Source organism: Williamsia sp. (genome assembly GCF_036566845.1).
Classification (GTDB): domain Bacteria; phylum Actinomycetota; class Actinomycetes; order Mycobacteriales; family Mycobacteriaceae; genus Williamsia.
Genome location: NZ_DATCVM010000129.1, coordinates 20,837 through 46,743, shown reverse-complemented (window position 1 = coordinate 46,743; position 25,907 = coordinate 20,837). Strand labels below are relative to the sequence as shown.

At 64.1% G+C, this 25,907-nt stretch carries 29 protein-coding genes, 1 pseudogene and 1 riboswitch; of the genes and pseudogenes, 17 read left to right on the top strand and 13 right to left on the bottom strand.

Features of this window, described 5'->3' with window-relative positions:
- Both VIQ49_RS12180 and VIQ49_RS12175 read left to right on the top strand, forming a co-directional pair.
- On the top strand, nucleotides 1-355 hold a 355-nt coding region (locus VIQ49_RS12180; protein ID WP_331884840.1), incomplete at its 5' end, for an FCD domain-containing protein.
- Nucleotides 345-1,088 (top strand): sterol desaturase family protein, encoded by a 744-nt coding sequence (locus tag VIQ49_RS12175; protein WP_331884838.1) that lies wholly within the window; start codon nucleotides 345-347, stop codon nucleotides 1,086-1,088. The genes VIQ49_RS12180 and VIQ49_RS12175, both read left to right, overlap by 11 nt.
- 13 nt (nucleotides 1,089-1,101) lie before the next feature.
- On the opposite strand, the gene VIQ49_RS12170 is transcribed toward VIQ49_RS12175, so the two are convergent.
- Both VIQ49_RS12170 and VIQ49_RS12165 read right to left on the bottom strand, forming a co-directional pair.
- Complete coding sequence (locus VIQ49_RS12170) at nucleotides 1,102-1,851, bottom strand: class I SAM-dependent methyltransferase (protein WP_331884836.1); 750 nt, start codon at nucleotides 1,849-1,851, stop codon at nucleotides 1,102-1,104.
- Nucleotides 1,848-2,378 carry a carboxymuconolactone decarboxylase family protein gene (locus VIQ49_RS12165; RefSeq protein WP_331884834.1) on the bottom strand — a complete coding sequence of 177 codons (531 nt, stop codon included), beginning with the start codon at nucleotides 2,376-2,378 and terminating at the stop codon, nucleotides 1,848-1,850. Before VIQ49_RS12165 ends, VIQ49_RS12170 begins: the two co-directional genes overlap by 4 nt.
- Nucleotides 2,379-2,540: 162 nt before the next feature.
- Here VIQ49_RS12165 and VIQ49_RS12160 point away from each other — a divergent pair, with 162 nt between their 5' ends.
- Together VIQ49_RS12160 and VIQ49_RS12155 are read left to right on the top strand one after the other, a co-directional pair.
- Nucleotides 2,541-3,956 (top strand): ABC transporter permease subunit, encoded by a 1,416-nt coding sequence (locus VIQ49_RS12160; RefSeq protein ID WP_331884850.1) that lies wholly within the window; start codon nucleotides 2,541-2,543, stop codon nucleotides 3,954-3,956.
- Nucleotides 3,953-4,753, top strand: a complete 801-nt coding sequence (locus VIQ49_RS12155) for an amino acid ABC transporter ATP-binding protein (protein WP_331884832.1) — start codon at nucleotides 3,953-3,955, stop codon at nucleotides 4,751-4,753. The genes VIQ49_RS12160 and VIQ49_RS12155 overlap by 4 nt, the downstream gene beginning before the upstream one ends.
- Nucleotides 4,754-4,765: 12 nt before the next feature.
- On the opposite strand, the gene ramB is transcribed toward VIQ49_RS12155, so the two are convergent.
- The gene (gene ramB, locus VIQ49_RS12150) at nucleotides 4,766-6,175 is read right to left on the bottom strand and encodes an acetate metabolism transcriptional regulator RamB (protein WP_331884830.1); all 1,410 of its coding nucleotides are present in this window, start codon (nucleotides 6,173-6,175) and stop codon (nucleotides 4,766-4,768) included.
- Nucleotides 6,176-6,256: 81 nt separating this feature from the next.
- Between ramB and VIQ49_RS12145 the strand changes: the two genes are divergently transcribed.
- The 4 genes and pseudogenes from VIQ49_RS12145 to VIQ49_RS12130 all read left to right on the top strand — a co-directional run.
- A complete protein-coding gene (locus VIQ49_RS12145; protein WP_331884828.1) occupies nucleotides 6,257-6,970 on the top strand; it encodes a hypothetical protein in 714 nt (237 codons plus the stop codon).
- A gap of 390 nt (nucleotides 6,971-7,360) precedes the next feature.
- On the top strand, nucleotides 7,361-8,656 hold the full coding sequence (gene aceA, locus VIQ49_RS12140) for an isocitrate lyase (protein WP_331884826.1): 1,296 nt from the start codon (nucleotides 7,361-7,363) through the stop codon (nucleotides 8,654-8,656).
- Nucleotides 8,657-8,862: 206 nt separating this feature from the next.
- The gene (locus VIQ49_RS12135; protein WP_331884824.1) at nucleotides 8,863-9,750 is read left to right on the top strand and encodes a 3-hydroxybutyryl-CoA dehydrogenase; all 888 of its coding nucleotides are present in this window, start codon (nucleotides 8,863-8,865) and stop codon (nucleotides 9,748-9,750) included.
- Between the two features lie 69 nt (nucleotides 9,751-9,819).
- A pseudogene (locus VIQ49_RS12130) lies at nucleotides 9,820-10,377 on the top strand (cysteine hydrolase family protein); the annotation flags it as partial.
- Here the strand turns inward: VIQ49_RS12130 and VIQ49_RS12125 are convergent.
- The 7 genes from VIQ49_RS12125 to VIQ49_RS12095 form a co-directional block, all read right to left on the bottom strand.
- Entirely contained in the window at nucleotides 10,289-11,077 is a 789-nt protein-coding gene (locus VIQ49_RS12125; RefSeq protein ID WP_331884822.1) for an ABC transporter ATP-binding protein, read from the bottom strand. The pseudogene VIQ49_RS12130 and the gene VIQ49_RS12125 sit on opposite strands and share 89 nt — an antisense overlap.
- Nucleotides 11,074-12,138, bottom strand: a complete 1,065-nt coding sequence (locus tag VIQ49_RS12120) for a FecCD family ABC transporter permease (protein WP_331884820.1) — start codon at nucleotides 12,136-12,138, stop codon at nucleotides 11,074-11,076. The genes VIQ49_RS12125 and VIQ49_RS12120 overlap by 4 nt, the downstream gene beginning before the upstream one ends.
- Nucleotides 12,135-12,893 carry a class I SAM-dependent methyltransferase gene (locus VIQ49_RS12115; protein ID WP_331884819.1) on the bottom strand — a complete coding sequence of 253 codons (759 nt, stop codon included), beginning with the start codon at nucleotides 12,891-12,893 and terminating at the stop codon, nucleotides 12,135-12,137. Before VIQ49_RS12115 ends, VIQ49_RS12120 begins: the two co-directional genes overlap by 4 nt.
- On the bottom strand, nucleotides 12,890-13,900 hold the full coding sequence (locus tag VIQ49_RS12110; RefSeq protein WP_331884817.1) for an ABC transporter substrate-binding protein: 1,011 nt from the start codon (nucleotides 13,898-13,900) through the stop codon (nucleotides 12,890-12,892). Before VIQ49_RS12110 ends, VIQ49_RS12115 begins: the two co-directional genes overlap by 4 nt.
- A gap of 58 nt (nucleotides 13,901-13,958) precedes the next feature.
- A riboswitch (cobalamin riboswitch) is annotated at nucleotides 13,959-14,142 on the bottom strand.
- A 74-nt stretch (nucleotides 14,143-14,216) separates the two neighbouring features.
- Nucleotides 14,217-14,537 carry a putative quinol monooxygenase gene (locus VIQ49_RS12105; RefSeq protein ID WP_331884815.1) on the bottom strand — a complete coding sequence of 107 codons (321 nt, stop codon included), beginning with the start codon at nucleotides 14,535-14,537 and terminating at the stop codon, nucleotides 14,217-14,219.
- A gap of 186 nt (nucleotides 14,538-14,723) precedes the next feature.
- Entirely contained in the window at nucleotides 14,724-15,575 is an 852-nt protein-coding gene (locus tag VIQ49_RS12100; protein ID WP_331884813.1) for an SDR family NAD(P)-dependent oxidoreductase, read from the bottom strand.
- Between the two features lie 5 nt (nucleotides 15,576-15,580).
- Nucleotides 15,581-16,369, bottom strand: coding sequence for a TetR/AcrR family transcriptional regulator (locus tag VIQ49_RS12095; protein WP_331884811.1), 789 nt, complete (start codon nucleotides 16,367-16,369; stop codon nucleotides 15,581-15,583).
- 133 nt (nucleotides 16,370-16,502) lie between these two features.
- Between VIQ49_RS12095 and VIQ49_RS12090 the strand changes: the two genes are divergently transcribed.
- From VIQ49_RS12090 to VIQ49_RS12055, 8 genes are all read left to right on the top strand, one after another.
- Nucleotides 16,503-17,822: a DUF445 domain-containing protein gene (locus VIQ49_RS12090; protein WP_414731623.1), complete on the top strand. Its 1,320-nt coding sequence runs from the start codon at nucleotides 16,503-16,505 to the stop codon at nucleotides 17,820-17,822.
- 114 nt (nucleotides 17,823-17,936) lie between these two features.
- Nucleotides 17,937-18,440, top strand: coding sequence for a helix-turn-helix transcriptional regulator (locus tag VIQ49_RS12085; RefSeq protein ID WP_331884809.1), 504 nt, complete (start codon nucleotides 17,937-17,939; stop codon nucleotides 18,438-18,440).
- Complete coding sequence (locus VIQ49_RS12080) at nucleotides 18,427-19,176, top strand: heparin-binding hemagglutinin (protein WP_331884807.1); 750 nt, start codon at nucleotides 18,427-18,429, stop codon at nucleotides 19,174-19,176. The genes VIQ49_RS12085 and VIQ49_RS12080 overlap by 14 nt, the downstream gene beginning before the upstream one ends.
- Before the next feature lie 103 nt (nucleotides 19,177-19,279).
- Nucleotides 19,280-19,573: a DUF2516 family protein gene (locus VIQ49_RS12075; RefSeq protein ID WP_331884846.1), complete on the top strand. Its 294-nt coding sequence runs from the start codon at nucleotides 19,280-19,282 to the stop codon at nucleotides 19,571-19,573.
- Nucleotides 19,574-19,697: 124 nt separating this feature from the next.
- Nucleotides 19,698-20,465, top strand: coding sequence for a MerR family transcriptional regulator (locus tag VIQ49_RS12070; protein WP_331884805.1), 768 nt, complete (start codon nucleotides 19,698-19,700; stop codon nucleotides 20,463-20,465).
- Between the two features lie 21 nt (nucleotides 20,466-20,486).
- A complete protein-coding gene (locus tag VIQ49_RS12065) occupies nucleotides 20,487-21,536 on the top strand; it encodes an alpha/beta hydrolase (RefSeq protein WP_331884803.1) in 1,050 nt (349 codons plus the stop codon).
- Nucleotides 21,536-21,736 (top strand): hypothetical protein, encoded by a 201-nt coding sequence (locus VIQ49_RS12060; RefSeq protein WP_331884852.1) that lies wholly within the window; start codon nucleotides 21,536-21,538, stop codon nucleotides 21,734-21,736. Before VIQ49_RS12065 ends, VIQ49_RS12060 begins: the two co-directional genes overlap by 1 nt.
- Complete coding sequence (locus tag VIQ49_RS12055; protein WP_331884801.1) at nucleotides 21,658-22,068, top strand: alpha/beta fold hydrolase; 411 nt, start codon at nucleotides 21,658-21,660, stop codon at nucleotides 22,066-22,068. Before VIQ49_RS12060 ends, VIQ49_RS12055 begins: the two co-directional genes overlap by 79 nt.
- A 10-nt stretch (nucleotides 22,069-22,078) precedes the next feature.
- Here the strand turns inward: VIQ49_RS12055 and deoC are convergent, their stop codons facing one another.
- Entirely contained in the window at nucleotides 22,079-22,771 is a 693-nt protein-coding gene (gene deoC / locus VIQ49_RS12050; protein ID WP_331884799.1) for a deoxyribose-phosphate aldolase, read from the bottom strand.
- 27 nt (nucleotides 22,772-22,798) lie between these two features.
- Here deoC and purU point away from each other — a divergent pair, with 27 nt between their 5' ends.
- Nucleotides 22,799-23,686 (top strand): formyltetrahydrofolate deformylase, encoded by an 888-nt coding sequence (gene purU / locus VIQ49_RS12045; protein ID WP_331884797.1) that lies wholly within the window; start codon nucleotides 22,799-22,801, stop codon nucleotides 23,684-23,686.
- A gap of 24 nt (nucleotides 23,687-23,710) precedes the next feature.
- On the opposite strand, the gene VIQ49_RS12040 is transcribed toward purU, so the two are convergent.
- A complete protein-coding gene (locus VIQ49_RS12040; protein WP_331884795.1) occupies nucleotides 23,711-24,826 on the bottom strand; it encodes an LmeA family phospholipid-binding protein in 1,116 nt (371 codons plus the stop codon).
- A 47-nt stretch (nucleotides 24,827-24,873) separates the two neighbouring features.
- Complete coding sequence (locus VIQ49_RS12035) at nucleotides 24,874-25,704, bottom strand: carbon-nitrogen hydrolase family protein (protein WP_331884793.1); 831 nt, start codon at nucleotides 25,702-25,704, stop codon at nucleotides 24,874-24,876.
- Nucleotides 25,705-25,907: the final 203 nt, after the last annotated feature.

Below are 25,907 nucleotides of genomic sequence, written 5' to 3'. Positions count from 1 at the left end.
GCTGAACGATGCGGTGATCGAGCTTGCCGATCTGACCGATCCCATCGCGCAACAGGTTGTCGCACTGGACTTCTGGGATGCGTTGGTCGACGGTGCGGACTCGATCGCCTTTCGCCTGATGTACAATACGATGCGAGCGGCGTACGAGCCGGCCCTTCCCGCGCTGGCCGGCGCGCTGTCGGCCGAGGTCGGGAATTCCGATGGCTACCGCGCCATCGTCGATGCCGTCTCGCGCCACGATCCGAACGGGGCCGCCCGGGCCGCCGCCGTGCTGCTCGAACCCGCCACGACGACTCTGCTGTCAGCGTTCACCGAGATGGAAGATCTGCTCCGGGAGGACCCCGATGGTGACTGAGCAACCGGCCACTGTCCGCCGGGACCGCCGGAAAGTGACACTGAGGAGCGCTTTCCGCGAGTTCGTCAGACATCCGTCGCCTCTGATGATCATTGCTTTCCTGGGTGTCTGTGTTCTCGGACGAATCGTGGTCGGAGACGTCTCCTGGACCGACGCACTGGTGCCGGTGGTGATGGTCGTGTCATTCCCGCTCGCGGAGTGGGTGATTCACGTCTGCGTGCTGCACTGGCGGCCCCGGACACTCGCCGGGCTGAAGGTCGACACCCTGTTGGCCCGCAAACACCGCGAGCATCACCAGAATCCACGTGACATCCCGCTGATCTTCATCCCATGGCAAGTTCTCTGCCTCGTCTTGCCGGTCATCGTCGCCCTGGGCCTGTTCGCTTTCGGGAGAACAGGTGTCGGCGTGACCTTCCTGCTGACACTCGGGGTTCTCGGACTGATCTACGAGTGGACCCACTACCTCATCCACACCGACTACAAACCGCGGAGCGCGCTCTACCGAGCCACCTGGCGCCATCACCGGTTTCACCACTACAAGAACGAGCACTATTGGTTCACGGTCACCACGGCGGGTACGGCCGACCGGATTTTCCGGACATGTCCCGATCCCGACGACGTGGAGAAGTCCGAGACCGCCAGGAATCTGCACGGTTCGGGCCCGCTCGCCACAACCGGTCCCGTCAGTGGTCGCCGAGGGCAGGGTTCCCTTCGCGGTGCTTCAGGGGACTGAAAATGGCCATGAATCAGGCCGGCTTGCGGGCGGTCACATACTGGGCTTGGCCGGTGATCGTCTGTTCGACGTCGACCAGCCCCGCATTCCGAAGCCGATCGGTCACCTCGTCGCGACCGAATACGTGGTAGCCGCCGAGTTTTGCGAGCTTCGCGACGACAGTCGGCGCGGTGAGCGGGGTTCGGACAGAGGTGAAGATGGCGACCTCGCCGCCGGGCGACACCACCCGGGCGAGTTCGTCGATGACCTCGTCGGGTTCAGGCATCAGGTACAGCGCGGCCAGGCAACACACGGTGTCGATCGAGTTGTCGGGGAACGGTAGCCGCCCCGCGTCGCCGCGGATGTAGGCGACGCGGGGCCCGGAGTTGCGGGCCACCGCCCGAGTCACCATCGGAATCGAGAAGTCGAGGCCGATGCACAGGCCGTCGCCGGTCAATCGCTGTGCCAGCCGGCGGGTGTAATTGCCTGGCCCGCAGGCGACATCGAGGACTGTTCGTTCGCCGGCGCGACCCAGATGGGTGACCAGCCGCGCATCGAACTTCTTGGTCGCCGTGCCGCCGAGGCTGAACAGACGGGTGAACACCGGACGCCAGGCGTGCTCGTAGATCCGTGCGAACACCGGGTTCTGCATGATCCACAGGCTGCTGGTGGGCGCGGCCTCGGGAGGTCCGAGCAGATCGAGATACCCGTGGCTGTCGTCGATGCCGTCGGGCAGCCTTGCGGGGTCGAGCAGCTGCCGGGCACGCGCGAGCGCGGTACTCAAAAGTCTCGCTGAATGCGCAGGGTACCGATGGTGGTGGCCAGCGAATCGTACTGCCCGACCAGGAGAACGAACTCGATCAGTTCGCGCTCGTCGAAGTGTGAGGCCAGCTCTTTCCAGGTGGCGTCACCGAGGTCCTTGTTCGCGACCAACTCGTCGACCCCGCGGAGCAACGCCGCTTCGAGGGCGGACCAGTCGGCATCGGGACCGGCCAGGATGCGTTCGAACTCGGCGTCATCGATACCGGCACGACGGCCGAGGCGTTTGTGGTGGTCCAATTCGTACTGGCAGGTGCGCAGGTGGGCGGTTCGGATGATCACCATTTCGCTGTGATGTCGGGGGAGGCGGCCGAACGGCATCATCCGGCTCGAGAAGTACAGCCATCCCCGGAACAGCCCTTTGGCACGTCCCAGGGTCGAAAAGATGTGTGCATCCGGAACGCCGATGACGCGGGCGGCACCCTTGCTGAACACCCAGTTGAAGGGCCCGAGCTGCCGGAAGTTGCCGGGGTCGATCCGTGGTGTGGTCACGTCTGCCAACGTAGCGGAAGGGCCGCGGACGATGGCTGATCGCAAACGTTTCATCGCCTGCGAGTCGGTGTTAGTCTTCCCCGACGTGCTCACTTCCAGGACTGGAGTCCTCTCGTGCGTCGGATTTTGATCGTGATTGCGACAGGCTTTCTGGCGATTGTGATGCTGGCGAGCTGTGGCGGGGACGATGACGCAACGGTTTTCGACCGAGCCGAGAAATCCGGTGTGCTGCGCGTCGGCACCGAAGGCACCTATCCGCCCTTCAGTTACCACGACTCGTCCTCCGGCGAATTGGTCGGATACGACGTCGACGTTGCCCGGGAGGTGGCGGACAAGCTCGACCTCGACATCCAATTCATCGAGACACCATGGGATTCCATTTTCGCGGCACTCGAAGCAGGCCGATTCGACCTCGTCGCGAACCAGGTCAGCATCACCGACGAGCGCCAGGCGAAATACGACCTTTCCGATCCCTACGCCATCAGCGAGGGTGTGATCGTCACCCGGGCCGATGACAACTCGATCAACTCCCTCGACGACCTCGCGGGCAAGACGACCGCGCAGTCGGTCACCAGCAATTGGGCGCAAGTGGCCAAGGACGCCGGCGCGCAGGTGGAGGCCGTCGAAGGGTTCACGCAGGCCATCACGCTGTTGAATCAGGGACGGGTGCAAGCGACCGTCAACGACAGCCTGTCGGTGCTCGCCTACCAGGCGACCACCGGTGACCAGAGCATCAAGATCGCCGCGAACACCGGTGAGCGCAGCGAACAGGCCTTTGCCGCCGTCAAAGACAGCGGGATGCTCGATCCGGTGAACGGTGCGCTCGCGGAGCTGAAAGCCGACGGGACGCTGGAGGAGATCTCGCAGAAGTACCTCAACGCCAACGCGGCCGGGACATCGGAAGAGAAGACCGGACCCAGCACATGGGAGCTCATCGCCGACAATCTGTGGCCGATGGCGAAAGCCACCGTCACCGTGACGATCCCGCTGGCCGCGATCAGCTTCTTCTTCGGACTGATCCTCGCGCTCGGTGTGGCGCTTGCGCGCATGTCCAAGAACCGCGCATGGTCGGGCAGCGCACGGGTCTACATCTCGTTGATCCGCGGAACTCCCTTGCTGGTCCAGCTTTTCATCATCTTCTACGCGCTTCCCGAGCTGAACATCCTCATCGATCCGTTTCCGGCCGCGGCAATCGCCTTCAGCCTGAACGTCGGTGGCTACGCGGCCGAGATCATCAGATCAGCCATCGGGAGCGTGCCGAAGGGGCAATGGGAGGCCGCCGAGACGATCGGAATGAGTCACCCGACCGCGTTGCGGCGCATCATCTTGCCCCAGGCGTTGCGCACGGCGGTTCCGCCGCTGTCGAATACGTTGATCTCGCTGGTCAAGGACACGTCGCTGGCGTCGACGATCCTGGTGACCGAACTGCTGCGCACCGCCCAGATCGCGGCCGCACCGACCTTTGAGTTCTTTGCCCTCTACGGCACCGCCGCCCTGTACTACTGGGTGGTGTGCCTGGTCCTGTCGTCCGTTCAGGGCCGCATCGAGATCCGACTGGACAGGTACGTGGCAAAATGACCGATACTCCGTTGCCCCAGAACAAGTCCGAATCCTCCGGTGCTGAGGGCGACCTCGTGACCGTGAGAGGTCTGGACAAGTCATACGGGGACAATCACGTCCTCCGTGGTATCGATTTCACGGTCCGGGCCGGCTCGGTGACCACCATCATCGGCCCGTCCGGATCGGGTAAGACCACGATCCTGCGTTCCCTCAACGCCCTCGATATCCCGGACGGCGGCCAGATCGCCATCGGCGATATCGCGGTCGACTTCGGCGCCAAGGTCTCCAAATCACAACTGGTCAAATACCGGGCGCAGTCGGGCATGGTCTTCCAGGGCCATAACCTGTTTCCCCACAAGACGGTGCTGGAGAACATCATCGAGGGTCCGGTGGTCGTGCAGAAACGTCCACAGGTCGACGCGGTCGCCGAGGCTGAAGCATTGCTCGTCCAGGTGGGACTCTCCGACAAACGTGACCAGTACCCGCATCAACTCTCCGGCGGGCAGCAGCAGCGAGTGGGGATCGCCCGGGCGCTGGCGCTCAAACCCCGACTGATGCTCTTCGACGAACCGACCTCCGCACTCGACCCCGAGTTGGTGGGGGAAGTCCTCGGGGTTATGAAAGACCTTGCCACCCAGGGCTGGACGATGATCGTCGTGACCCACGAGATCCATTTTGCCCAGAAGGTCGCCGACCAGGTCCTCTTCGCCGATGGTGGCATCGTACTGGAGCAGGGGCCGCCCTCGGAGGTCCTCACGAAGCCGAAACATCAACGCACAAAACAGTTCCTGAAGCGAATCCTCGACCCGGTGTAGCGAGGAGACCTTTTAGCGCACCAGGTACGGCGACACGGTGCTGCGATGTGCATCGATGTCGAGTTTGGCCCCGAGTGCTGGGAACGCACGCTGCGGGCAGTTGACCCGTTCGCAGACCCGGCAACCGGCACCGATGAGGGTCACATTGGCCTGAGGGCCGATTTCGAGCCCGTCCGAATACACCAGGCGCGCGGCATGCCGCTGCTCACAACCCAATCCGATGGCAAAGGTCTTGCCGGGCTGGCCGTAGCGGGCAGCGCGTCGTTCCACGGTGCGGGCGACCCAGAGATAGTTGCGGCCGTCGGGCATCTGCGCGATCTGGGTCTGGATCTTGCCGGGTGAGGCGAAGGTCTCGTACACATTCCACAGTGGGCAGGTACCTCCGCTGTTGGAGAAGTGAAAGCCGGTGGCCGACTGCCTCTTTGACATGTTGCCGGCGCGGTCGACCCGGACGAAGGTGAACGGGACGCCGCGCAGGTTCGGACGCTGCAGCGTGGAGAGCCTATGGCAGATCGTCTCGTAGGAGACCGCGTAAAAGGCGGAGAGTCGTTCGATGTCGTAGCGGTAGTCCTCGGCGGCGCCGTGGAACTGGGCGTAGGGCAGGACGGCGGCGGCGGCGTAGTAATTCGCCATGCCGAGCAGGGCCAGCGCCCGGGCCTCATCCGAGGTGAAGTTGCCGTCGTCGACCATCTGCTTCATGAGATCGCCGCATTCGAGATGACCCAACTCGGCCGCCAGTTTGAAGACCCGTTGCCCCTGGGACAGGTGCCCGGAGATCTCCAGACGACGCGACTCGGGATCGAAGTGATGCAGCACCGTGTCACCGAGGTCGACGCGGCGAACGATCTGCACTCCGTGGACCGATTGCAGCCGGCTGGTGATCTCGCTGCGGACGTCGCCGGAGTGCATCCGCATCCGGGTGGTGAGCTCCTCCGCGGCGACATCGAGTTCATGGAGGTAATTCCGGCGCTGATAGAAGTACTCGCGGACCTCTTCGTGGGGCGCACTGATGGAACCGCGCATACTGCCGTCGCCGCGTTCGTCGGTGGCGGCGGCCAGCTGCTCGGTGGCGATCCGGTATCGGCGATGGAGGTTGACCATGGCCTTGGCCAGGTCGGGATGGCTGCTCACCAGGTCGGCGATCTCCTGCGCGTCGGCGCTGGCATCGAGGTCCTCGTCCATCATCACTTCGCGCATCTCGGCGATGAGCCGGGCGTTGTCCTGGGAGTTGAAGAACCCGGTGTCGACGCCGAAGACCTCGCTGATCTTGAGCAGCACCGGAACCGTCAGCGGGCGGGCGTCGTGCTCGATCTGATTGAGGTAGGACGGCGAGATCTCGAGTGACTGCGCCAGCGAAACCTGCGACATCCCGCGCTCCGAACGCAACTGCCGCAGGCGTGCACCGACGTAGGTCTTGGACATGCTTCCAGGGTATGCGGCACGGGCGCGGACCAGCGCATGTCGGCGGCCGTGCCGTGGTCGGACGATGTCTAGGCTGTGGACATGCTGCGCGGGAAGCTGTCTGTATCGGTGCTGGTCCTCACGTCCGTGTGCCTACTCGGAACGTCCTGCTCCGACGACTCCCCAGCGGCGTCGGAGTCATCCGAGCCGCCATCGACCGCACCCGCCGCACTTCTGTTGCCGGCCCGCGAGTTCCCGAAGGGCTATCAGCCCGCGGAGTTGAGCGTCAACGGACTCCGTGAGCAGAACGCGGGCGCACTCGAATCGGCGAGGTCTGCCCAGTTCGACCCCCCTCAATGCCGGCCGACCGCCGACGCCGACCTGAACAACCAGCTCGATGTGTCGAACACCGCGGTCTCGGCCTGGCAGTCGCCGGCCGGAAGCACCATCACCGAACTCGTGACCACGGTGCCGCGTGACATCGACGCCGATGTGCGCGCGACCGTGGGCGAGTGCGCGCGGGTCACGATCACCGTCACGCAGGGCAGTACCGCCGGAACCACGGTGCTCACCGAGAACCGGCGGCTCACTCCACCCCCTTTGCCCACCTCCCTCTCGCTGATGGCGAAATCCGCCGCGACCACCACGTATCCGGGAGGACGTACGGCAACGTCCCAGACGCTGGCCGGGTACGCGGTGGTAGACGGGATCACCGTGCAACTGGTCGCCAACTCGGCGGAAGACGGCATCAGCGACCTCGAGTTCGCTGATCTGTTCGCAGAAGCCGTGGCCAGGGTCAGCGCCGCGACCAATTGATCGACGCCCTCGGCTGCTGTGATTCTGCTCACCAAGAGGGCAGGGGGATTTCCGCAATCCGGGTGCAGTGCTTACCGCGTGGGCCGACTCGTCGGCGAGACAGGGGCTCATCAAACTTGCAGTACGCGCGTACTTTTTGGCGTACTCGCCGGTAACAAATTGCCAGTTGTTCACAGCTTGATCTTCGCAACATTTGCAAAACATGGCGAAAACCTCGCCCGAATTCACACCTGCGGCGTGTAGACCTGCTGCTTTGCCTGTGGCACTCTCGGTGAAGCAGGCGCCCCCAGGGGCAAACGTAATTGCTAATTCGCCCGACCGAGTCCGGCCCCACTGGCCTCGGGCGGACCGCCAGACAGCACAAGCTCAACGAATATGGAGCGCGAGAATATGAGCACCGTCGGAAAACCAAGGACTGCCGCCGAGATCCAGCAGGACTGGGACACCAATCCTCGTTGGAAGGGCATCAGCCGCGACTACACCGCTGAGTCGGTTGCCGAGCTTCAGGGATCGGTTGTCGAGGAGCAGACCCTTGCTCGTCGCGGCGCCGAGATCCTCTGGGAGGGTGTCACCAAGGGTGACGGCAGCTACATCAACGCGCTCGGTGCTCTCACCGGTAACCAGGCCGTGCAGCAGGTGCGCGCCGGACTGAAGGCCGTGTACCTCTCCGGCTGGCAGGTCGCCGGTGACGCGAACCTGTCCGGACACACCTACCCGGACCAGTCGCTGTACCCCGCGAACTCGGTTCCTTCGGTTGTCCGCCGCATCAACAACGCTCTCCTGCGTGCCGACGAGATCGCTGCCGTCGAGGGCGACAAGTCCGTCGACAACTGGGTTGTGCCGATCGTGGCCGACGGTGAAGCCGGCTTCGGTGGCGCCCTCAACGTCTACGAACTGCAGAAGGCCATGATCGCCGCCGGTGCCGCCGGAACCCACTGGGAAGATCAGCTCGCCTCGGAGAAGAAGTGCGGCCACCTCGGTGGCAAGGTGCTGATCCCCACCCAGCAGCACATCCGCACCCTGAGCTCCGCGCGCCTGGCAGCCGACGTCGCCAACGTGCCGACCGTGGTCATCGCCCGGACCGACGCCGAGGCCGCCACCCTGATCACCTCCGACGTCGACGAGCGCGACCAGCCGTTCGTCACCGGTGAGCGCACCGCCGAGGGCTACTACCACGTGAAGAACGGCATCGAACCGTGCATCTCGCGTGCCAAGTCCTACGCGCCGTACGCCGACATGATCTGGATGGAGACCGGTACCCCCGATCTCGCACTCGCTCGTAAGTTCGCCGAGGCTGTCAAGGCTGACTACCCGGACCAGCTGCTGTCCTACAACTGCAGCCCGTCGTTCAACTGGAGCCAGCATCTTGATGACTCCACCATCGCCAAGTTCCAGAACGAGCTCGGCGCAATGGGATTCACCTTCCAGTTCATCACGCTGGCCGGCTTCCACGCCCTCAACTACGGCATGTTCGACCTTGCCTACGGTTACGCCCGCGAGCAGATGACGGCCTTCGTCGACCTGCAGAACCGCGAGTTCAAGGCAGCCGACGAGCGCGGCTTCACCGCCGTCAAGCACCAGCGCGAGGTCGGCGCCGGCTACTTCGACCGCATCGCCACCACCGTTGATCCCAACAGCTCGACCACCGCGCTGAAGGGCTCCACCGAAGAAGGCCAATTCCACTAGGAGCTGGCAGTTTCCGCCACCCCGGGACTCAATCGAACTAGTCGGGCGGCTCGCAGCTTCACGTTGCGGGCCGCCTGCTGGTTTCTTGGGCGGCTTTTGGGCGTACCCCAGCAGAGTTACCCTCATCCGTTGGTTTCGGTTCGTTCAAAGATATTGCAGTTCGGTAGTTTTCGATTTCGCGGTTTCGTAGTTTTCTAGGAGTTGTCATGGCTAGCGAGAAGATCACGCGGGTGGGTGTCATCGGTGCCGGTCAGATGGGCGCAGGCATCGCCGAGGTGTGTGCACGTGCACACGCCGATGTCCTGGTCTATGAGACGACCCGCGAACTCGCCGCTGCCGGACGATCGCGGATCCTGAGCTCGCTCGACCGAGGTGTGAGCACTGGGAAGCTCACCGAGCGGGAGCGTGAACAGGCTTCCTGTCGTTTGCGTTTCACCTCCGATCTGGGCGACTTCGCCGATCGTCAGATGGTGTGCGAGGCCGTTGTCGAAGACGAAGCCGTCAAGACCGAGATCTTCAACGAGCTCGACAAGATTGTCACCGATCCGTGTGCGGTGCTGGCCACCAATACCTCGTCCATCCCGGTCATGAAGCTGGGCATGGCAACCGCCAACGCCCACCGTGTGGTCGGAATGCACTTTTTCAACCCGGTCCCCGTGCTGCCGCTCGTCGAGCTCGTCACCACACTGATGACGTCGGACGACGTCACCGCCCGCGCCGAAGAGTTCGCCCGCGACATCCTCGGCAAGCAGGTGGTGCGGTCGTCGGACCGGTCCGGGTTCGTGGTCAACGCATTGCTGGTCCCGTATCTCCTGTCGGCGATTCGCATGGTGGAGAGCGGATTTGCCACGGTCGAGGACATCGACAAGGCGATGGTCCTCGGTTGCGCTCATCCGATGGGGCCACTCGAGCTCACCGACCTGGTCGGCCTGGACACAGTCAAGGCAATCGCCGACAAGATGTACGAAGAGTTCAAGGAACAGCTGTACTCGCCGCCGCCGCTGTTGTTGCGCATGGTCGAGGCGGGACGCCTCGGAAAGAAGTCCGGCCACGGCTTCTACCAGTATGCGGACGCGAAGCTCGTCGCCAAGTAGATCCCAGTTTTCCATTCCTGTCAGCTGTCGGCGTCCGCTGAGGAAAATGGTGGGTGCGGGCGAAGGGCGCATGCGCCGATCACATTCGCTGCGGGCTACGGCGAGATCAGCAAACATCCCTACGGGATCCTCAAGGGTGTTGTCGATGGCAACGCCTTCGTGAAGGGCACCTGGGGCGCGGACTTCGTGGCCGAGGTCGCGCCTGCCGACGGTGACATCGTCATCGAGGGCAAACGGGGTCTGGACACATTTGCCAGCACCAACATCGACTTCATCCTGCGGAGCAAGGGCATCGACACGATCATCCTCGGCGGATTCCTGACCAACTGCTGCGTGGAATCGACCATGCGGACCGGATACGAAAATGGCTACCGCGTCATCACGTTGACCGATTGCACGCCGGCCACCACAACCAAAATTCGCTCCGCTCGCCTGCGTGTGCTCCTGTTGCAACAGGAGCACACGTCAGCAGGCGGAGCGAATTTCAGATGGATCGGCCCCCGACCGCAGCGCGATCGCGCTCACCGAGTTGTCGGGTTCACAGTTCGAGGTCGGGACCCTGTTTCGGTGGCAGGTATCGCACCACCGGTGTCCGCCCTGGTCCGTCCAGTCTCACGTCGGCTTTGACGTGGTAGACATGTGCGATCAACTCGGCAGTCAGCACGTCTGCGGGCGTTCCGTGCGCCACGACCTGTCCGTGTGCCAGAACGGCCACGGTGTCGCAGTACATCGCTGCGAGGTTGAGGTCGTGGATTGCGAGGATGGTTGTGGTGGGCAAACGTCGGACCAGAGTGAGCAATTCGAGCTGGTGATTGATGTCGAGGTGATTCGTCGGTTCGTCGAGCAGGAGTTCCTGGGGCTGCTGAGCCAGCGCGCGGGCGATCTGAACGCGTTGGCGCTCACCGCCGGACAGGGTGCGCCACGACCGATCCAGCATGTCGCCGATGTCGGTGTACGCGACCGCGGCGTCGATGGCCGCCCGGTCTTTGTCGGTCTCGCCACCCCAGATACCTCGATGCGGTGTGCGTCCGAGGGCGACCACCTCCGCGACCAGGAGGTCGACTTCGGTGTCACTGTGCTGGTCCACCGTGGCAACCCGCCGCGCGATGTCCCGGCGACGGAGATCGCTCAGGGGAGTGTCGTCGAGGGTCACCACACCCGTTGTCGGCCTGCGGGTTCCGGCAAGCAACTTCAGCAGCGTCGACTTCCCTGAGCCGTTGGGTCCCAGTAGTCCCACCGTGCTTCCCGGTTTGGGCGTCAGGTCGATCTTGTCGACGATGAGCGCCTCGCCCACCCGCCAGCTGACCGCGTTGGCGTCCAGCGTCATCGTGTGGCTTTCCGTTTCCACAGGATGACGGCGAAAGCGGGTACGCCGACGAGCGCGGTGACGACACCCACCGGGAGCTCCTGTGGTTCCAATGCCGTTCGTGCGACCGCGTCCACCCATACCAGGAAGATCGCACCGATCAATGCGGTCGCGGGCAGCAGGCGGTGATGATTCGGACCGACGATCGCCCGTGCGGCGTGCGGAAGTACCAGTCCGACAAAGCCGATCGCGCCGGCGACACTCACGATCGCGGCGGTCATCAACGCGGTGGCCACCAGCAGTGTGAGTCGAACCCGCCGCACGTTGACACCCAGTCCGGCAGCCGCATCCTCGCCGAAGGCGAAGGCATCGAGCGCGCGAGAATGTGTCAGGCAGAGCGCCAGGCCGATACCGACAACACTCAGGCACATCGTCACATCGAGCCAGTCGGCGCCGCTGAGGGAGCCCAGCAACCAGAACAGGACTCCGCGGGTCTGCTCGGGATCCGCGGCGGTAATGATGATGAACGACGTCAGAGCCGAGAAGAGTTGCGTGGCAGCCACACCCGCCAGGATCACCCGATCCGGTGTACCGCCCGCAGCATGGGCGAGCAGAAGCACGAGCGAAAACGAGACGACGGCACCGACGAACGCCCCACCGGTCAGACCGACCACTCCCGAACCGACTCCGAGGATGACGATCAGGACGGCTCCGGTCGACGCGCCCGACGAGATGCCCAGTACAAACGGGTCCGCCAACGGATTTCGCAACAGGGATTGCATGATCGCGCCACACAGTCCGAGGCCGGCCCCGCAGATCGCTGCGAGCAATGTCCGGGGTAGTCGCAGATTCCAGACGATTCCGTCGCGGATCGCCGTGGCCCCTGAGGCGGCACCCCCGAGATGATCGAGAATGATCGCGAACACCTCGCTGACCGACAGGCTCGCCGGGCCGAGGGTGATCGCCACCGCGACGGAGATGACGAGTAAGACCACGCCGCTGGTCCACAACGTCAGGGTCGCAGACCTACCCGGCGGTGTGGGTCGCCGGACTGACGTGGTGGCCGGTGTCCGGCGGGTCATTTCACGCCGTAGACCACGTAGTCGTCGAGGAGTTGCCACACTGGTCCCGATTCACGAAAACCTGCTTGGGCCAACGCCGAGAGCTGGAAGTCGATGGCCGTGGCCGGGGACCCCGTCCGCTCCGCGAACCGACGATCCCGTTCGGCTGCCAGCGGCGCGATGGCCGCATTCGTTCGGAGTTCGTCCCACCAGGTGTCCCAGGCCGGCGCACCCTCGGCGAAGGCTCGCTGCTGAGTGAGCTCGTCGTGGCGAGCGGACCAACCAGCGATGTTCGGTGACCGCTCGTCGAAGCGGAAGTGATCCCCGTTGAGCAGCAATCCGTTCGGTGCGAGGAGGTCTGCCACCTCACCGTAGAGGGTGACGAGCTGCGAAGGCGCGAGCCAGTGCAGGGCGGTGGTCGACACCGCGGCCTGGATCGGCCCACCCGATTGCGCGGAGGCGGCAGCCAGCCACGAGGGGTCGGTCAGGTCGGCGTCGAGGAGCTGGAGTCGGTCACCATGGTGCGGTGAACTCTGCCGGGCGAGCTCGAGCAGTGTGGGGTCGAAGTCGACACCCAGCACGGTCGCCGCCGGAAACCGGTCCAGGACACGGTTGCCGAGTGATCCGGGGCCGCAGGCCAGGTCGATCACGGAGAAGGGGGTGTCGCCGAAATGCAGGTCCAACACGTCGAGCATGATGTCGAACCGCTTCTCGCGGTCGGCGATATAGGCGGCTTGCTGCCGGTCCCAGTCGCCGAGCAGTCTCCCGAAAGTCACTGGGCCACGCCCAATTCGCGCAGCCCGTTCGCCAATTGCTCGGTGCCGTCGACGTTACGGATGGACGGATCCATGGTGGTCCCGTTGAGGATGATGTACCACTCGTTCTTCACCGCGGTCAGTTGGCTTGCGACCGGGTCGGATTCGAGGAACGCGATCTTCGCCGCGGCGCTGTCTCCGTCGTCACCACGGTCGAGGTCGGCGAGAACAAGCACGGTGGGGTCGCGGTCGAGCACACTTTCCCAGCTCACCTCGGGCCAGTACTGCTTGCTGTCGTCAAACGCGTTGTTGGCGCCGACCGCGGTTGTCATGAGGCCGGGTGCGCCGCAACAACCGGCGAAGTACGGCGTCTTGGTGGAGGCGTACCACCAACCCAGGCTGACGTTCTCGGCGTTGAGATCGGTGACGGCGGTGGCGGCGCGCTGCTGCAGGTCAGCGACGAGTTCGTCACCCTTGGCGGGTACTCCGAACAGCTCGGCGACCTCGCCGATCTCGGCATACTGATCGTCGAGCGTGAGCGGGGCGGATTGTTCTGCCTCCTGGCCGCCGCATTCACTGGGCGACTGGTAGGTCGCGATCCCGAGTTCGGTGAACTTGTCGCGGTCGGCGATGCCCTCGGAGGTGAAGGTGTAGTCGAATGTGGCGTACGCGAAATCTGGTTCGCGGTCGAGCACGGTTTCGAACGACGGGAACTCGGTGTCGAAGGGCTGCACCTGAGCCCGGGCCGGTTCCAGATCGGGCAGCACATCGTCGTCGCTCATCGCGTATCCGGCCATGCGGTCCTGCAGTCCGAGTGACAGCAGGAGTTCGACCGCAGGCTGATTCACCGCGACCGCCTTCTCGATGGGCTCGGAGATGGTGATCGTCTGGTCGCAGTTCTGGACCGTGGCGACAACACCTTCGGTGGTCGCCGCATCGTTGCCGTCGTCGGACGAGCACGCCATCAGGGATGCCGTCATGACGCCGACAAGGGCCACCGAAGACAGGCAGGATTTGGACACACGCATCGAAACTCGTTCCGCCGGGGACTCGTTCGCGGAGTCCGTCACCGTTTGAACAGACGCCTGTTGGCATCTGTTGCCAGCCGGTCTTCGGACTCGAGTTCACCCCGCCGTGGTGCCTTCCCGGATTGCTCATCCAGTGGCCATCTACCTCGGCAGTCACTCATACCGCTGCGCGTCAGTTCCGGATTCACACCGGATTCCCGGACCTCCTGAGGCGGAGGTCTGCTGGCACGAAGGAACATATCACCTGGCGTGTGCCCGGTGATCTGCGGATGTTGGAACGCCAGGGCGGAAGTGGAGCCGGCGTCACCCTGTGATGTCAGTCGATCTGCATCTCACCCATCGGTGACCAGTCGTCGGCGTCGATCTGGTGACTGATGATCTTCGGTGTGGCGACGACGGCCTGTCGCATGTCTGCGATGCCTTTTTTGAAATGCTCGCTGTTCACGTGGGCTCCGGCGGCGTCGTCCTCGAACGCCTCGACGAGGACGAACTCGTTGGGGTCGTCGACGCTGCGTTTCCATTCGAACCACTTGTTGCCTGGCTCATTGCGTGTTGCCTGGGTGAACGGCCCGACCAGGTCAAGCCACTTCTCGGTCCACTCGGGCTTCACCTTAAACTTGACCACGATGAAGATCATCTCGCCCTCCAACCCTGTCGACGACGCATCTGCGGGGAATTCTAGTGGCGTGCACCGGACATCTGGTGTCGCAGATTGAGACGTGACATGGGGCACCCCCCCCGAATTCGCGCCACGTACCCGCGCACGCTCCGGTTGCGACAGGAGCGAACGCAGGTATGCGGAGCGAATTTGGGTGGGGCGGACTTAGACGGCCGGTGGGAAGAGCGGGCCTCCGCCGAATGGCGCGCGATGCGATTTCGGTACGACGCCGTCGTTGTTGGACAGTCCATATTCGGCGCCGATCTCGGCGGTCACCAGTGTTTTCCCGTTGTGGGAAACCAGTTCTGGGTCGCGCCACAGCCGGTCGATGACCCGGCCGACGTATTCGGGGTGCTCGGCCTCTTCGATCTTGAAGCCGGCGAACTCGTCGATGCCCAGCGACAGCAGGAGTTCGGTCTGAATCAGGCCCAGCCACAGGGAGATTGCGCTGACCCCGGTCCCAGATAGCTCGTGGCCCATGTCGAACGCCATCTTGTCGAGCGCGGCTTTGCTCATCCCGTAGAGCACCGAATGCAGATGGCCGCGGGTTCCGAACGACGAGATGTTGACCATCAACCCGCTGCCCTGCGGGACCATGATCTGTGCGGCGTGAACGCACGCGACATAGTGCGCGCGCAGTCCGACGGTGATCAGGGTGTCCCAGTCGGTGATCGGACGTTCCCAGAACTTGTCGCTGAATCCGCCGAAACCCCGTGGTGCGGCCCACGCATTGTTGACGAGCAGATCGAGCCGGCCGTGACCTGCCGTGAGCGTGGTGAACAATGAGGCCACCGCGTCGTCGTCGGAGTGGTCGCAACTGACTCCGATCCCGGTGCCACCGGCGGCGTCGATGGCAGCGACGGTTTGACCGAGCGCGTCGTCGGGACCGGTGCCGCCGCGCGCGGTCACGTATACGGTCCATCCTGCTGCGCCCAGCGCAATGGCAACTCCTTTGCCGACACCGCGACTGGCCCCCGTGACCAGAGCAACCGGAGCGACGATCTTGTCCTCACCCATGGGCGTCAATCTATAGGTGAAGGTGCCTTGGGTAGGGGATGTTCCTGCGCGTTGAAGTAATCGGGGGAGCCGCCGGCGGCCGCGATCCCGGAGATGGCCGACCACACCATCATCGTCAGATAGTTGATCAGCTCCTCTTTTCCGAGTCGCTGTTCCACCATCCACCAGTGCACCGCGAGTTGGATGGCGCCGACGAGGCTGTACGCCCACGTCTCGACGCCGGCCGTCGCCGAACCCTGATCGACCATCCGGTTGATCATCACGAAGGAGAGCATCTGGGCCACGAGCTTTTGCGAGTCGGCAAGGACCTGCGCACCCGAACCGCCAACCATCACAAACGAGTAGATCTGTGGTTCGTCGGCGACGGTCTGGACGTAGACGGAGATGACCGTTCGGGTGAGCTCGAACTCCTCGAGGTCCTCATTGATCGCACTGCTCAGGCGTGGGACCAGCGCAGTCTCGATGAATCGCATCATCGCGGCGGTCGTCAGGTCGCTCTTGTCGCTGAAGTATCGGTAGAGGACGGTCTTCGAGACCCCGATCTCGGCGGCGATCTCGTCCATCCCGGCGTCGGGGCCGAGCGTGCGGACCGCGGCGAGGGTTCCGTCGACGAGTTCGGTGCGCCGGGCTTCCTTGTGTCCCTCCCAGCGACGTTTACGTCCGTCGGTCTTGACGTCGTCGATACCCGACTGATTGCGGATGGCCTTGGGCAGCGAAGCGCCCTTGGCAGCGGCCGTTGCCGCGGCGGCAACTGCAGCGCGCGCGGCTGCGGCCGGGTTCGGGCGAGGGCACATCACACAGGTCTCTTCTGGTCGTCGGTCGTTGCCCGTTCACCTTATGTTCCCGGGCACCCGTGGCACGGCATTGAGAGCAGGGTCGCTGCGGCCGTACCGGCTTCACCGTCTGATATTCGGTAACACTGGATGGATGCAAACGACACAGGCGCCACCGGCGCCGCAGGATGTGCCCAAGCGCACCATCGCCGGCATCGGGAGTGCCGACGCGCAGCGCAGGGCCGCATTGCGGCGGATGAAGATGGTCGCGACCGGGTTTCTGCTGTTCGCGGCGGTGGTCTACTTCTTCTGCCGCTGGCTCGAGGACCGCGACGGAGAGGACGTGGCGTCCTGGGTCGGGTACGTGCGGGCGGCATCCGAGGCGGGCATGGTCGGTGCACTCGCCGACTGGTTTGCCGTCACGGCGTTGTTCAAGCATCCGTTGGGCATCCCGATCCCGCACACCGCCCTGATCCGGAAGAAGAAGGATCAGATCGGCGATCAGCTGGGTGAGTTCATCGAAGAGAACTTCATGACGCCGGACGTGATCGAGGACAAGGTCGCACAGTTGGCGTTGCCGAAACGGGTGTCGTCGTGGCTCGCCGATCCGAAGAATGCGCCGCGCGTGGGTGCGGAGGCCGCTCGCGGAATCGCGTTCGCCGCCGAGATGCTCGACGACGAAGACATCGAGCAACTGATCCTGGCGGCGATGAAGTGGGCGGCAGAACCGGAATGGGGCCCGCCCGCCGGACGGGTACTCGAACAGCTCATCGCCGAGAACAGGCTCGAACCGGTCATCCAGCTCGTCTGCGATCGTGCACACGACTTTGCTCTCGGAAGCGAGGAACTGATCGACCGGGTGATCGACAAGGACGGGCCCGCCTGGGCGCCGAAGTTCCTCAATCACCTTGTGGGGGACCGAATCTACCGTGAGTTGGTGGAGTTCTCGTACAAGGTGAAGTCCGATCCGAACCATCAGGTTCGGATCGCGATGACGGCGATGATGGTGCAGCTCGCCGACGATCTCCAGCATGATCCCGCCACCATCGAGCGGCTCGAGGTGATCAAGTCGGAGCTGATGGAGCGAGACGAGGTGACCGGTGCGGCCTCGACTGCCTGGAATGCGGGCAAAGCACTCATCGAACAACTGCTCGCCGACCCGAACGGAACCCTGCGCAAGACCCTCACCGATTCCGTCATCGCAATCGCGGAACGGATCCGCGACGACCACAACCTGCAGGAGAAGATGAACCTGCTGATGGTCCGAGTGGCGCGGCACGTGTCGGACAACTACTCGCAGGAGATCATCTCGGTCATCACCGAGACCGTCCGAGGCTGGGACGCCGACGACACCAGCAGCAAGATCGAATTGCAGGTCGGTCGCGATCTCCAGTTCATCCGCATCAACGGCACAGTGGTCGGCGCTTTGGCGGGACTGGCGATCTACACAGTGTCTGTACTGCTCTTTCAGTGAATTGCGCGCGGAAAGTGGGCGGGGCCGGCTGTGGCCTTCGTCACGAATTAGCACGTTGCTTGCAATTGCTAGCACGTGTGGCACTATGGGTGTCGAAACCTGAAGGAGTCACCGATGGTTCCAAAGCCAACTGATCCAGAAGACGGTCCGGTGGCGGCGGTTGTCGCCCACGCGGCCCAGGACATCGCCCAGGACATCAGTGTCAACGTTGCCACTGCGGCCCAAGATATCGGGAGCTTCATCAGGTCTCAGCGGATTGCCGCCGAGGTGTCATTGCGCCAGCTCGCAGAGCGGGCGGGCGTGAGCAATCCGTACCTCAGTCAAATCGAACGAGGGTTGCGCAAGCCTTCGGCCGACGTACTGGCCCAGATCGCCAAGGGTCTTCGTGTATCGGCGGAAGTGCTGTACGTGCGGGCCGGGATTCTCGAAGAGCGTCCTGCGAGCCCGGTGCGCGACGCTCTGATGGCCGACACCGTCATCAGTGAACGCCAAAAGCAAGTGTTGCTCGAGATCTACGACTCGTTCTGTAAAGAGAACCGGGCCGACGTCGAAAGTGGCACCAACACACCGCAAACAACCCCAAAGCCCACGCTGGAGGAACACGATGACCAAACCTGAACGCAACTTTGTAAACCCGCTGTACGCCGCAGTCGGTGCCGGTGATCTGGCCCTCAAGCAGGTGAACGACGTGATCACGCAACTGCGTGAGCGCACCGAAACCGCCACTGAGACAGCGCAATCGCGCTTCGAAGAGACCAAGACGACCGCGCAGAGCCGTCTGGAAGAGACCCGCGAGCGGCTTGCTGCTCTGCCAGAAGAGGTTCCGTCGAACATCGATGAGCTGCGTGCCAAGTTCACCACCGAAGAACTGCGCAAGGTCGCCGAGGCCTACATCGAGGTCGCGACCAACATCTACAACTCGCTCGCAGAGCGCGGCGAAGAGACCGTGGAGCGGTTGCGTGCCACCCCCGCCGTCGAAGAGCAGCTGAGCCGGGTCGAGAAGGTGTACGGCGACGCCGTCGATCTCACCGAGGACACCCTCGGCACCATCTCGTCGCAGACCCGGGCAGTGGGCCAGCGGGCCGCCAAGCTCGCCGGTATCGCGTCGGACAAGATCGTGGACGTCGCGGCCGAGGTCGAAGATGTCTCCGACAGGATCGAAGAAGCCACCGACGACGCCACTGACGCGATCAACGGCGCAGCGGGCGCGGTCGAGGCGAAGGCGCGCACGGCGAGTGATTCGCCGGCCAAGAAGATCGCCGAGGCCAAGGCTCCCGCGAAGGCCCCCGCCAAGAAGGCTCCCGCCAAGGCTCCGGCCAAGAAGGCGCCGGCGAAGAAGGCCACGACCGACTAGAGCTTTCGGCCAAATGGCTTTGCCAGACCCGCCGCTGCGGTGCGACGCTGCAGCCGTCGGGTGATGAGGACAGTAAGGTGAACTCGTGGACTTCTTATCTTTCATGGGTTATGCGCAGAGCTTTGTCCTCCTCGCCCTGACGGTTGTAGCCGGCATTGCGGCGGCGGTCGCGTTGGTCCACGCGGCCATCCAGCGGCCCGATGCGTTTCCGGCGGTCGATCGCCAATCCAAGGTGATCTGGGTGTCGATCCTGGCTGCCGCAACCGCCTTCATCTGGCTCTTCGGGGCGATCGGCCTGCTGGGGATCATCGGGGTGGTGGCGATGTTGGTCTACCTCGTCGACGTCCGGCCGCGGGTGGATTCGATCCAGAACAAGTCATGGTTCCGGAAGGCTTGATCGCCGATTTCGTGGGCGCACCGCCGCCGCGAGGGTGACACGCCAAACCTTGACAATGTCTGGTGTCATATAGCAGGCTGGTGGCATCGCCAAGAACCGCTGGTGGTGGACCTAGAATGAGCAAATGGCTGAATACCGGATCAATGAGCTCGCTGATATCTCCGGCGTCAGTGTTCGCAACATCAGGGTCTATCAAGACCGCGGGTTGCTGCCACCTCCGAAGATCAAGGGGCGCACGGGGTGGTACTCCTCCGAACATCTGAGTCGTCTGAAGATGATTTCTCAGATGCTGGAGCGTGGATACACGTTCGCCACCATCAGCGAATTGCTGATGGCCGCGCGGTACGGCCTCAAGGTCGAACACGTTCTGGAGGGTGAGCCCAAACGGGGCAGCCGGTGGAAGAACCTGCGCCGCGTCGCCACGATCACCATCTCCGAGTTGCGCAAAGGCCTCGGCGCAACCGACAACAGCATCGCACTCGGTCAGCGGCTCGGTCTGCTGGTCAAAGAAGGTGCCGGATATGCCGTCACCAACCCCGAGGTCCTCGCCGGTGCCGAAGTTCTGGTCAAGGCCGGCATCGATCTGGAAGTCCTGCTCGACCGCTGGGAGCGCGTACAGGACGACCTGCAGGACATCGCCGCGAGCTTCGTCTCGATCGTCACCGACAAGTACCTCGCCGAAGGCACGACCTTCGAAATGGAGGAGAGCGAGGTGATCCGGTTGGCGGAGCTGGTGCAGACCGTCCGGCCGATGGCGCACGACATCGTCGAGGTCGCATTCAGTAAGGCCATGGACGCGGAGATCTCCAAGGCGCTTGATCGCGGTGCCGAGATGATGATGGCGTCCGACGACGAGAAGTCGGTCACAACAAGAGATGTCGATACCGGTTAGAGCAAGCACGAGGGGATAGGCGTGGACGGAAAGAGAGTCGCCATCGCGGGCGGAATGGTTGGGGCCGGTGTGGTCGGGGCCGGTGTTGCCATCACCGGCGCGTTCCTCGGGTCGATTGTGCGCGCTGCGTTGCTCGCGCCGGATCCTGTTGAGGACCAACCTGATCCGCTCCTGGCCACGCCGGCCGCAGAGCCGGACCGCATACCCGTCCGCGCTGCCGACGGTACCGAGCTCAACGTGCTCGCCTACGGCCCGCGCGACGGCGAACTGATGGTCCTGGTGCACGGCTGGACCTGCAACACGCAGTACTGGTATCCGCAGATCAACGCCTTCGCAGACCGGTACCGCGTTGTGGTGTACGACCAGCGTGGGCACGGCGCCTCGCCGCGAGGGACCTCCAAGCTCTCCGTTGATCTGCTGGGACAAGATCTGCAAGCAGTGCTGGATGCGGTTGTCCCGCAAGGACGTAAAGCTCTCATCGCCGGACACAGTATGGGCGGCATGACAATTCTGTCGTGGGCGAATCAGTTCCCCGATCGGGTCCCCGACGTCGCCCGGGCAGTGGTGCTCACGTCCACCTGCGCCGAGAATCTGCTGCCCAACCTCGGGCTCATCCCGCTCGATCTGCCGGATGCACTGTCACCGATGGAGTATCTGACCAGTCGGCTGGTCGCCGGTGCCACCGTACGTCTTCCGCGAACCAAGATGTCGCGCAAGATGACCCAGTACATCGCGCTCAACACGACGTCGCGGGGATCCCACGTCGACTTCTGCGACGAGATGGTCGCGGCCTGTCCGGGCCGGTCCCGGGGTCAGTGGGGCAACGCGATGGTCAACCTCGACGTCGCCGGCGGACTCGATGCGCTGGTCGTCCCGACACTCGTGGTGGTCGGCGAAGACGACAAACTGACCCCTGCCGTCCACGCCGAATCGATGGCCGCAGCGCTTCGCGACCACGGTCATCTCGACAACCTGGTGGTGTGGCCGGGCATCGGGCACATGAGCAGCATCGAGAACTCAGAGGGCTACAACGCTCTGCTCACCGATCTGCTGGATCGAACGGTCGGCTGATGGCCGGGGGTCCGGCGTTGTTGCAGGCCCCACAGTTCGACGTGCGACGCAGCGTCATCGACCGCCCCGGAGGCGCGTCGATCGCCGTCTACGACTACGGTCCGGTCGACGGCGACCCGGTGTGCTCGTCCACGGTTTCGCTGTCAGTGCGCGGTACTGGCATCCGCAGATCAATGGTCTGGCCGATCGATACCGGGTGATCACCTACGATCAGCGTGGCCACGGCAGGTCGCGACTCGGCAACGCGCCGATGGTCAACGAGCATCTCGGACAACACGTGTCGGCGGTACTCGAACACACCGCCGCAGGCGGGAAGCCGGCCGTGGTGGTCGGGCACAGCATGGGCGGGATGTCGGTGATGAGCTGGGCCGTGCAACACCCGTCGGAGGTCGGCCGCACCAGGGAAAAGGTCGGACGCTCACTCGAGAGATTCGAAATCTGGCGTGATGCAACACATCTGCTCAACTGGGAGCAGCCGCACCGGTTCAACGCGGTCATCGCCGATCTGTCTGTGGCCGGGCCGCTGAGGTAACCCGTCGATCTCAGGCTTCCGGGAAACCCTCCAGGACGGCACGAGACTTGGACAAGCCGAGCCGGGTGGCTCCGGCCGCGATGAGTTCGGCCGCGAACTCCGCCGTTCGGATGCCGCCGCTGGCCTTGACCCCGACCGAGGCGGGTACTGCCGCCGACATCAGTTGCACGGCTTCGACGCTCGCACCACCGGCCGGATGGAAACCCGTCGAGGTCTTCACCATCGTCGCCCCGGCTTTGACCGCCACCTTGCAGACCGACGTCACGGTCTCCGGCCCGGCGAGCGCGAGGAGCGCAGCGGATTCGATGATCACCTTCAGGGTGACGTCGGGGCCGATCCCTTCACGCACCGTCAAGATGTCGGTGAACACCTCGTCGAACTTGCCGCCGACCGCGGCGCCGACGTCGATGACCATGTCGATCTCCTGCGCGCCGGAGTCAACGGCAAGCTTGGCCTCCGTGGCCTTGATCAGGGAGTGGTGCTTACCCGAAGGGAACCCGACAACCACACAGGTGAGCGCGTCCCTGGTATCGATGGGGAGCATCGATGGTGAGAGGCACACGGCGAGCACACCGAGTTCGGTGGCCTCGGCGATGGTGGCCTCGGCGTCGGCGCGGGTCGCCTCAGGCGCCAGGAGCGTGTGGTCGACCATTGTGGCGACTGCTGATCGGGTCAGTTGTGTACCGGTCGGGGTGTCGGGCATGGATCGAGCTTGGCACACTGGACAGTTGTGACCACATTCTCGCCGCCAAATCCGGACGGCCATCGGTACGTGCTGACGCTCGGATGCCCCGACACCACCGGAATCGTCTCGCGCATCTCAGGTTTTCTGGCCGAGATAGGCGCCTGGATAGTCGAGGCCGCGTACCACTCCGATCCCGATACGGGCTGGTTCTTCACCCGCCAGGCCGTCCGCGCCGATTCGGTGGCAATGGACTTCGACGAGCTGCGCGCCCGTTTCGAAGCCGAAGTGGTCGCGCAGCTCGGCCCGGAAACCGAGTGGCGTGTCAGTGACTCGGCCGTGCCCAAGAAGACCGTCCTGCTGGTGAGCAGGGAAGGTCACTGCCTCGGCGACCTGCTGGGCCGCTCGTATCGGGGAGAGCTGCCCGCGGAGATCAACGCCGTGGTCGGCAATCATCGCGACCTCGAAGACTTCAGTACCCGGATGGGTGTGCCGTTCCATCACATCCCGTTCGACAAGGACAAGGCCGCCGCATTCGAAGAACTCCGGACCCTGGTCGACTCACACGATCCGGACGCCGTCGTGCTGGCGCGGTTCATGCAGATCCTGCCCGAAAAGCTGTGTGAACACTGGGCGGGAAAGGCCATCAACATCCACCACAGCTTCCTGCCGTCGTTTGTCGGCGCCAAGCCCTACCATCAGGCCTTCACACGGGGCGTCAAGCTCATCGGCGCCACCTGCCACTACGTCACCGGTGAACTCGATGCCGGGCCGATCATCGAACAGGACGTGATCCGCATCGATCACTCCGACTCGGTCGCCGACATGGTGCGCCAGGGTCGTGACATCGAGAAGCTGGTCCTCGCGCGAGGACTCCGGTGGCACCTCGAGGACCGCATCCTCGTGCACGGCCGCAAGACGGTGGTCTTCAGCTGACGCTGTGACTCTCGGCCCTCGGGGTCAGATGACGGAGCAGGTTTCCTGGCTGCCCGACTGGGTGCTGCCGACGGTCTGGTCGTTCAGTGCGAGGTCGTTGCCCGAAACCGCGAACTCCACACCCTTGTCGGAGACCGTCAGCTGTTCGAAAGTCAGGTCGTCGAACAGCGGGGGGAACAGTCCGGCGCTGATCTGATCGACCAATGCCTGCGCCCAGGAGTTGGGGATTCCCAGTGTTGCCGCGCTTGCCTGAACGACCTCGAACGTGAGTTTGCCGTTCTGGGTGACGGGCTTGAGCACGGCTTCGGCCGGGATGGGCAGCATGAGCAACTGGAAGTTGCCATTGACGGTGACCGTGCCGTCGGCGGCGTTGCCCGTGACACTTTCCACGGTCATCCCGCCACCCATGGCGCCGAGCAGACTGCTCAGACCGCCGCCGCTGCCCGGGTCGGAGGGATCTGTCTGCTCACCCTGGGGTGTCTGGCTGAGTTCCATGATGCGCGCGAAGGGCACATAGCCGGAGCCCTGGAGTTCTCCGATGGTGGTCTCGTTGTCGCCGCTCTTGATGTCATCGCCGCGAGCGTGCAGGCGCATCGCTGACTCGCCCTCGTTGCTCGTGTCGACCTGAACGTAGGGGACCGTTCCGGAAGCCCATTGCAGCAGCATCGGCTTCTTGCTCAGCGTGACCGACGTCGAGGCGCCGGTGAGGTCGCCGAACGACTGCTCGAGGCAGTCCTGGGCCTTGTTGCGGATGTACAGTTCGCTGCCGAGACCAGCGATCACCAGGACCAGCACCAGGCTCAAGGCGACGATGCCGGCGATCATGCCGGTCCGCCGTTTGGGCCGTTGGGGCGCAATCGGACCGGTAGCGGGATCAGGCGGGGGACCGGCGTTGACCGGGGCAGCGGCGTACGGCTCGAAGCCGTCCGGCGGCACTTCGAGCTGCGCGGTGTCGTGGCGGCCACTGGAGTACGCCTCGGTGGAACGGCCGGGTGCAACCGGCGGGAACTGATCTGTGTCTGAGTTGAGCTCATCACCGGCTGCATTGTCAGACACAGCGGGCGTCTCTGCACCCTCGGCAGAGGGTTGGGTCCGAGGCTCGTGGTCCGGGGTGGGCTCGGCGTCGTCGCGGTTGTTCATCACCGTCGATGATGCACGGTCGGTACGGGTAGGTGGATAAGAGTTTTCTAAGTATCGGTATCGATGCTGGTGGAGGCCAGTGAATTGACATCGCGGCGGTTGGCCGATACCGCGATTGAACGACGCGCCCGCTCGACTTCGTCGAAGTCGAGGTCCAGGACCGCGAGTTCGGCTGCGTCGCCGAGTTCGGTATGGACCATTCCGAAAGGTCCGGCGAGGATCGAGTGCCCGATGCCGGTCGGTGCGCTGGATTCGGCGATGGCGGGATCGGAGGGCACCGCTTGGCCGACTGCGGCGATGAAGCAGCCGCTGTCGAGAGCCCGTGCCGCGGCAAGCGTCTGCCACTGGGTGAGCTTTCCCGGACCGGCGCCCCAGGACGTCGGGACGACGATCAGCGTCGCCCCGCGGTCGGCGAGCGTGGTGAACAACTGCGGGAACCGGATGTCGTAACAGGTTGCGGTGCCGACGGTGACGCTGCCGGTATCGAAGGTGACCGTCCGGTCTCCGGGTTCCACCGTGCGTGATTCGGCGAATCCGAAGGCGTCGTACAGATGGATCTTGTTGTACCCCTGGATCTGACCATCCCGGCCTGCGATCACCAGGGTGTTGCGGACTCGATCGCCATCTCCGGGTGTGAACATGCCCGCGACCACGGTGACCCGGTGTTCGGCGGCGATCTCTCCGACGGCAGTGGCCCAGGGACCGTCGAGTGGTTGCGCGACCGGGCCGAGTGGAACACCGAAACGGCACATCGTGGCCTCCGGGAAGATGACCAGTTCAGCGCCCCGCGCTGCCGCGGCGGCTGTCTGCTCCGACACCGTCACCAGATTCTTCTCCGGGTCGGAACCACTGCTGATCTGGGCCATGGCGATTCGCATGCTGTCCACCCTACGACCGTTGGTGGCGCCCTTCCCGCCGTCGACCGTGCCTATCCCGCCGTCGACCGTGCCGCTATCTCTATCGGGCGGGCCGTTCCAGGGCGTGCGATTGCGCGAAACCTCAGTCGTGTGGAATGTCGACGGACGTAACGGCCCACTCGATCAGAACAAGGGCACGGTCGCCGGGGACAAGGGCACGGTCG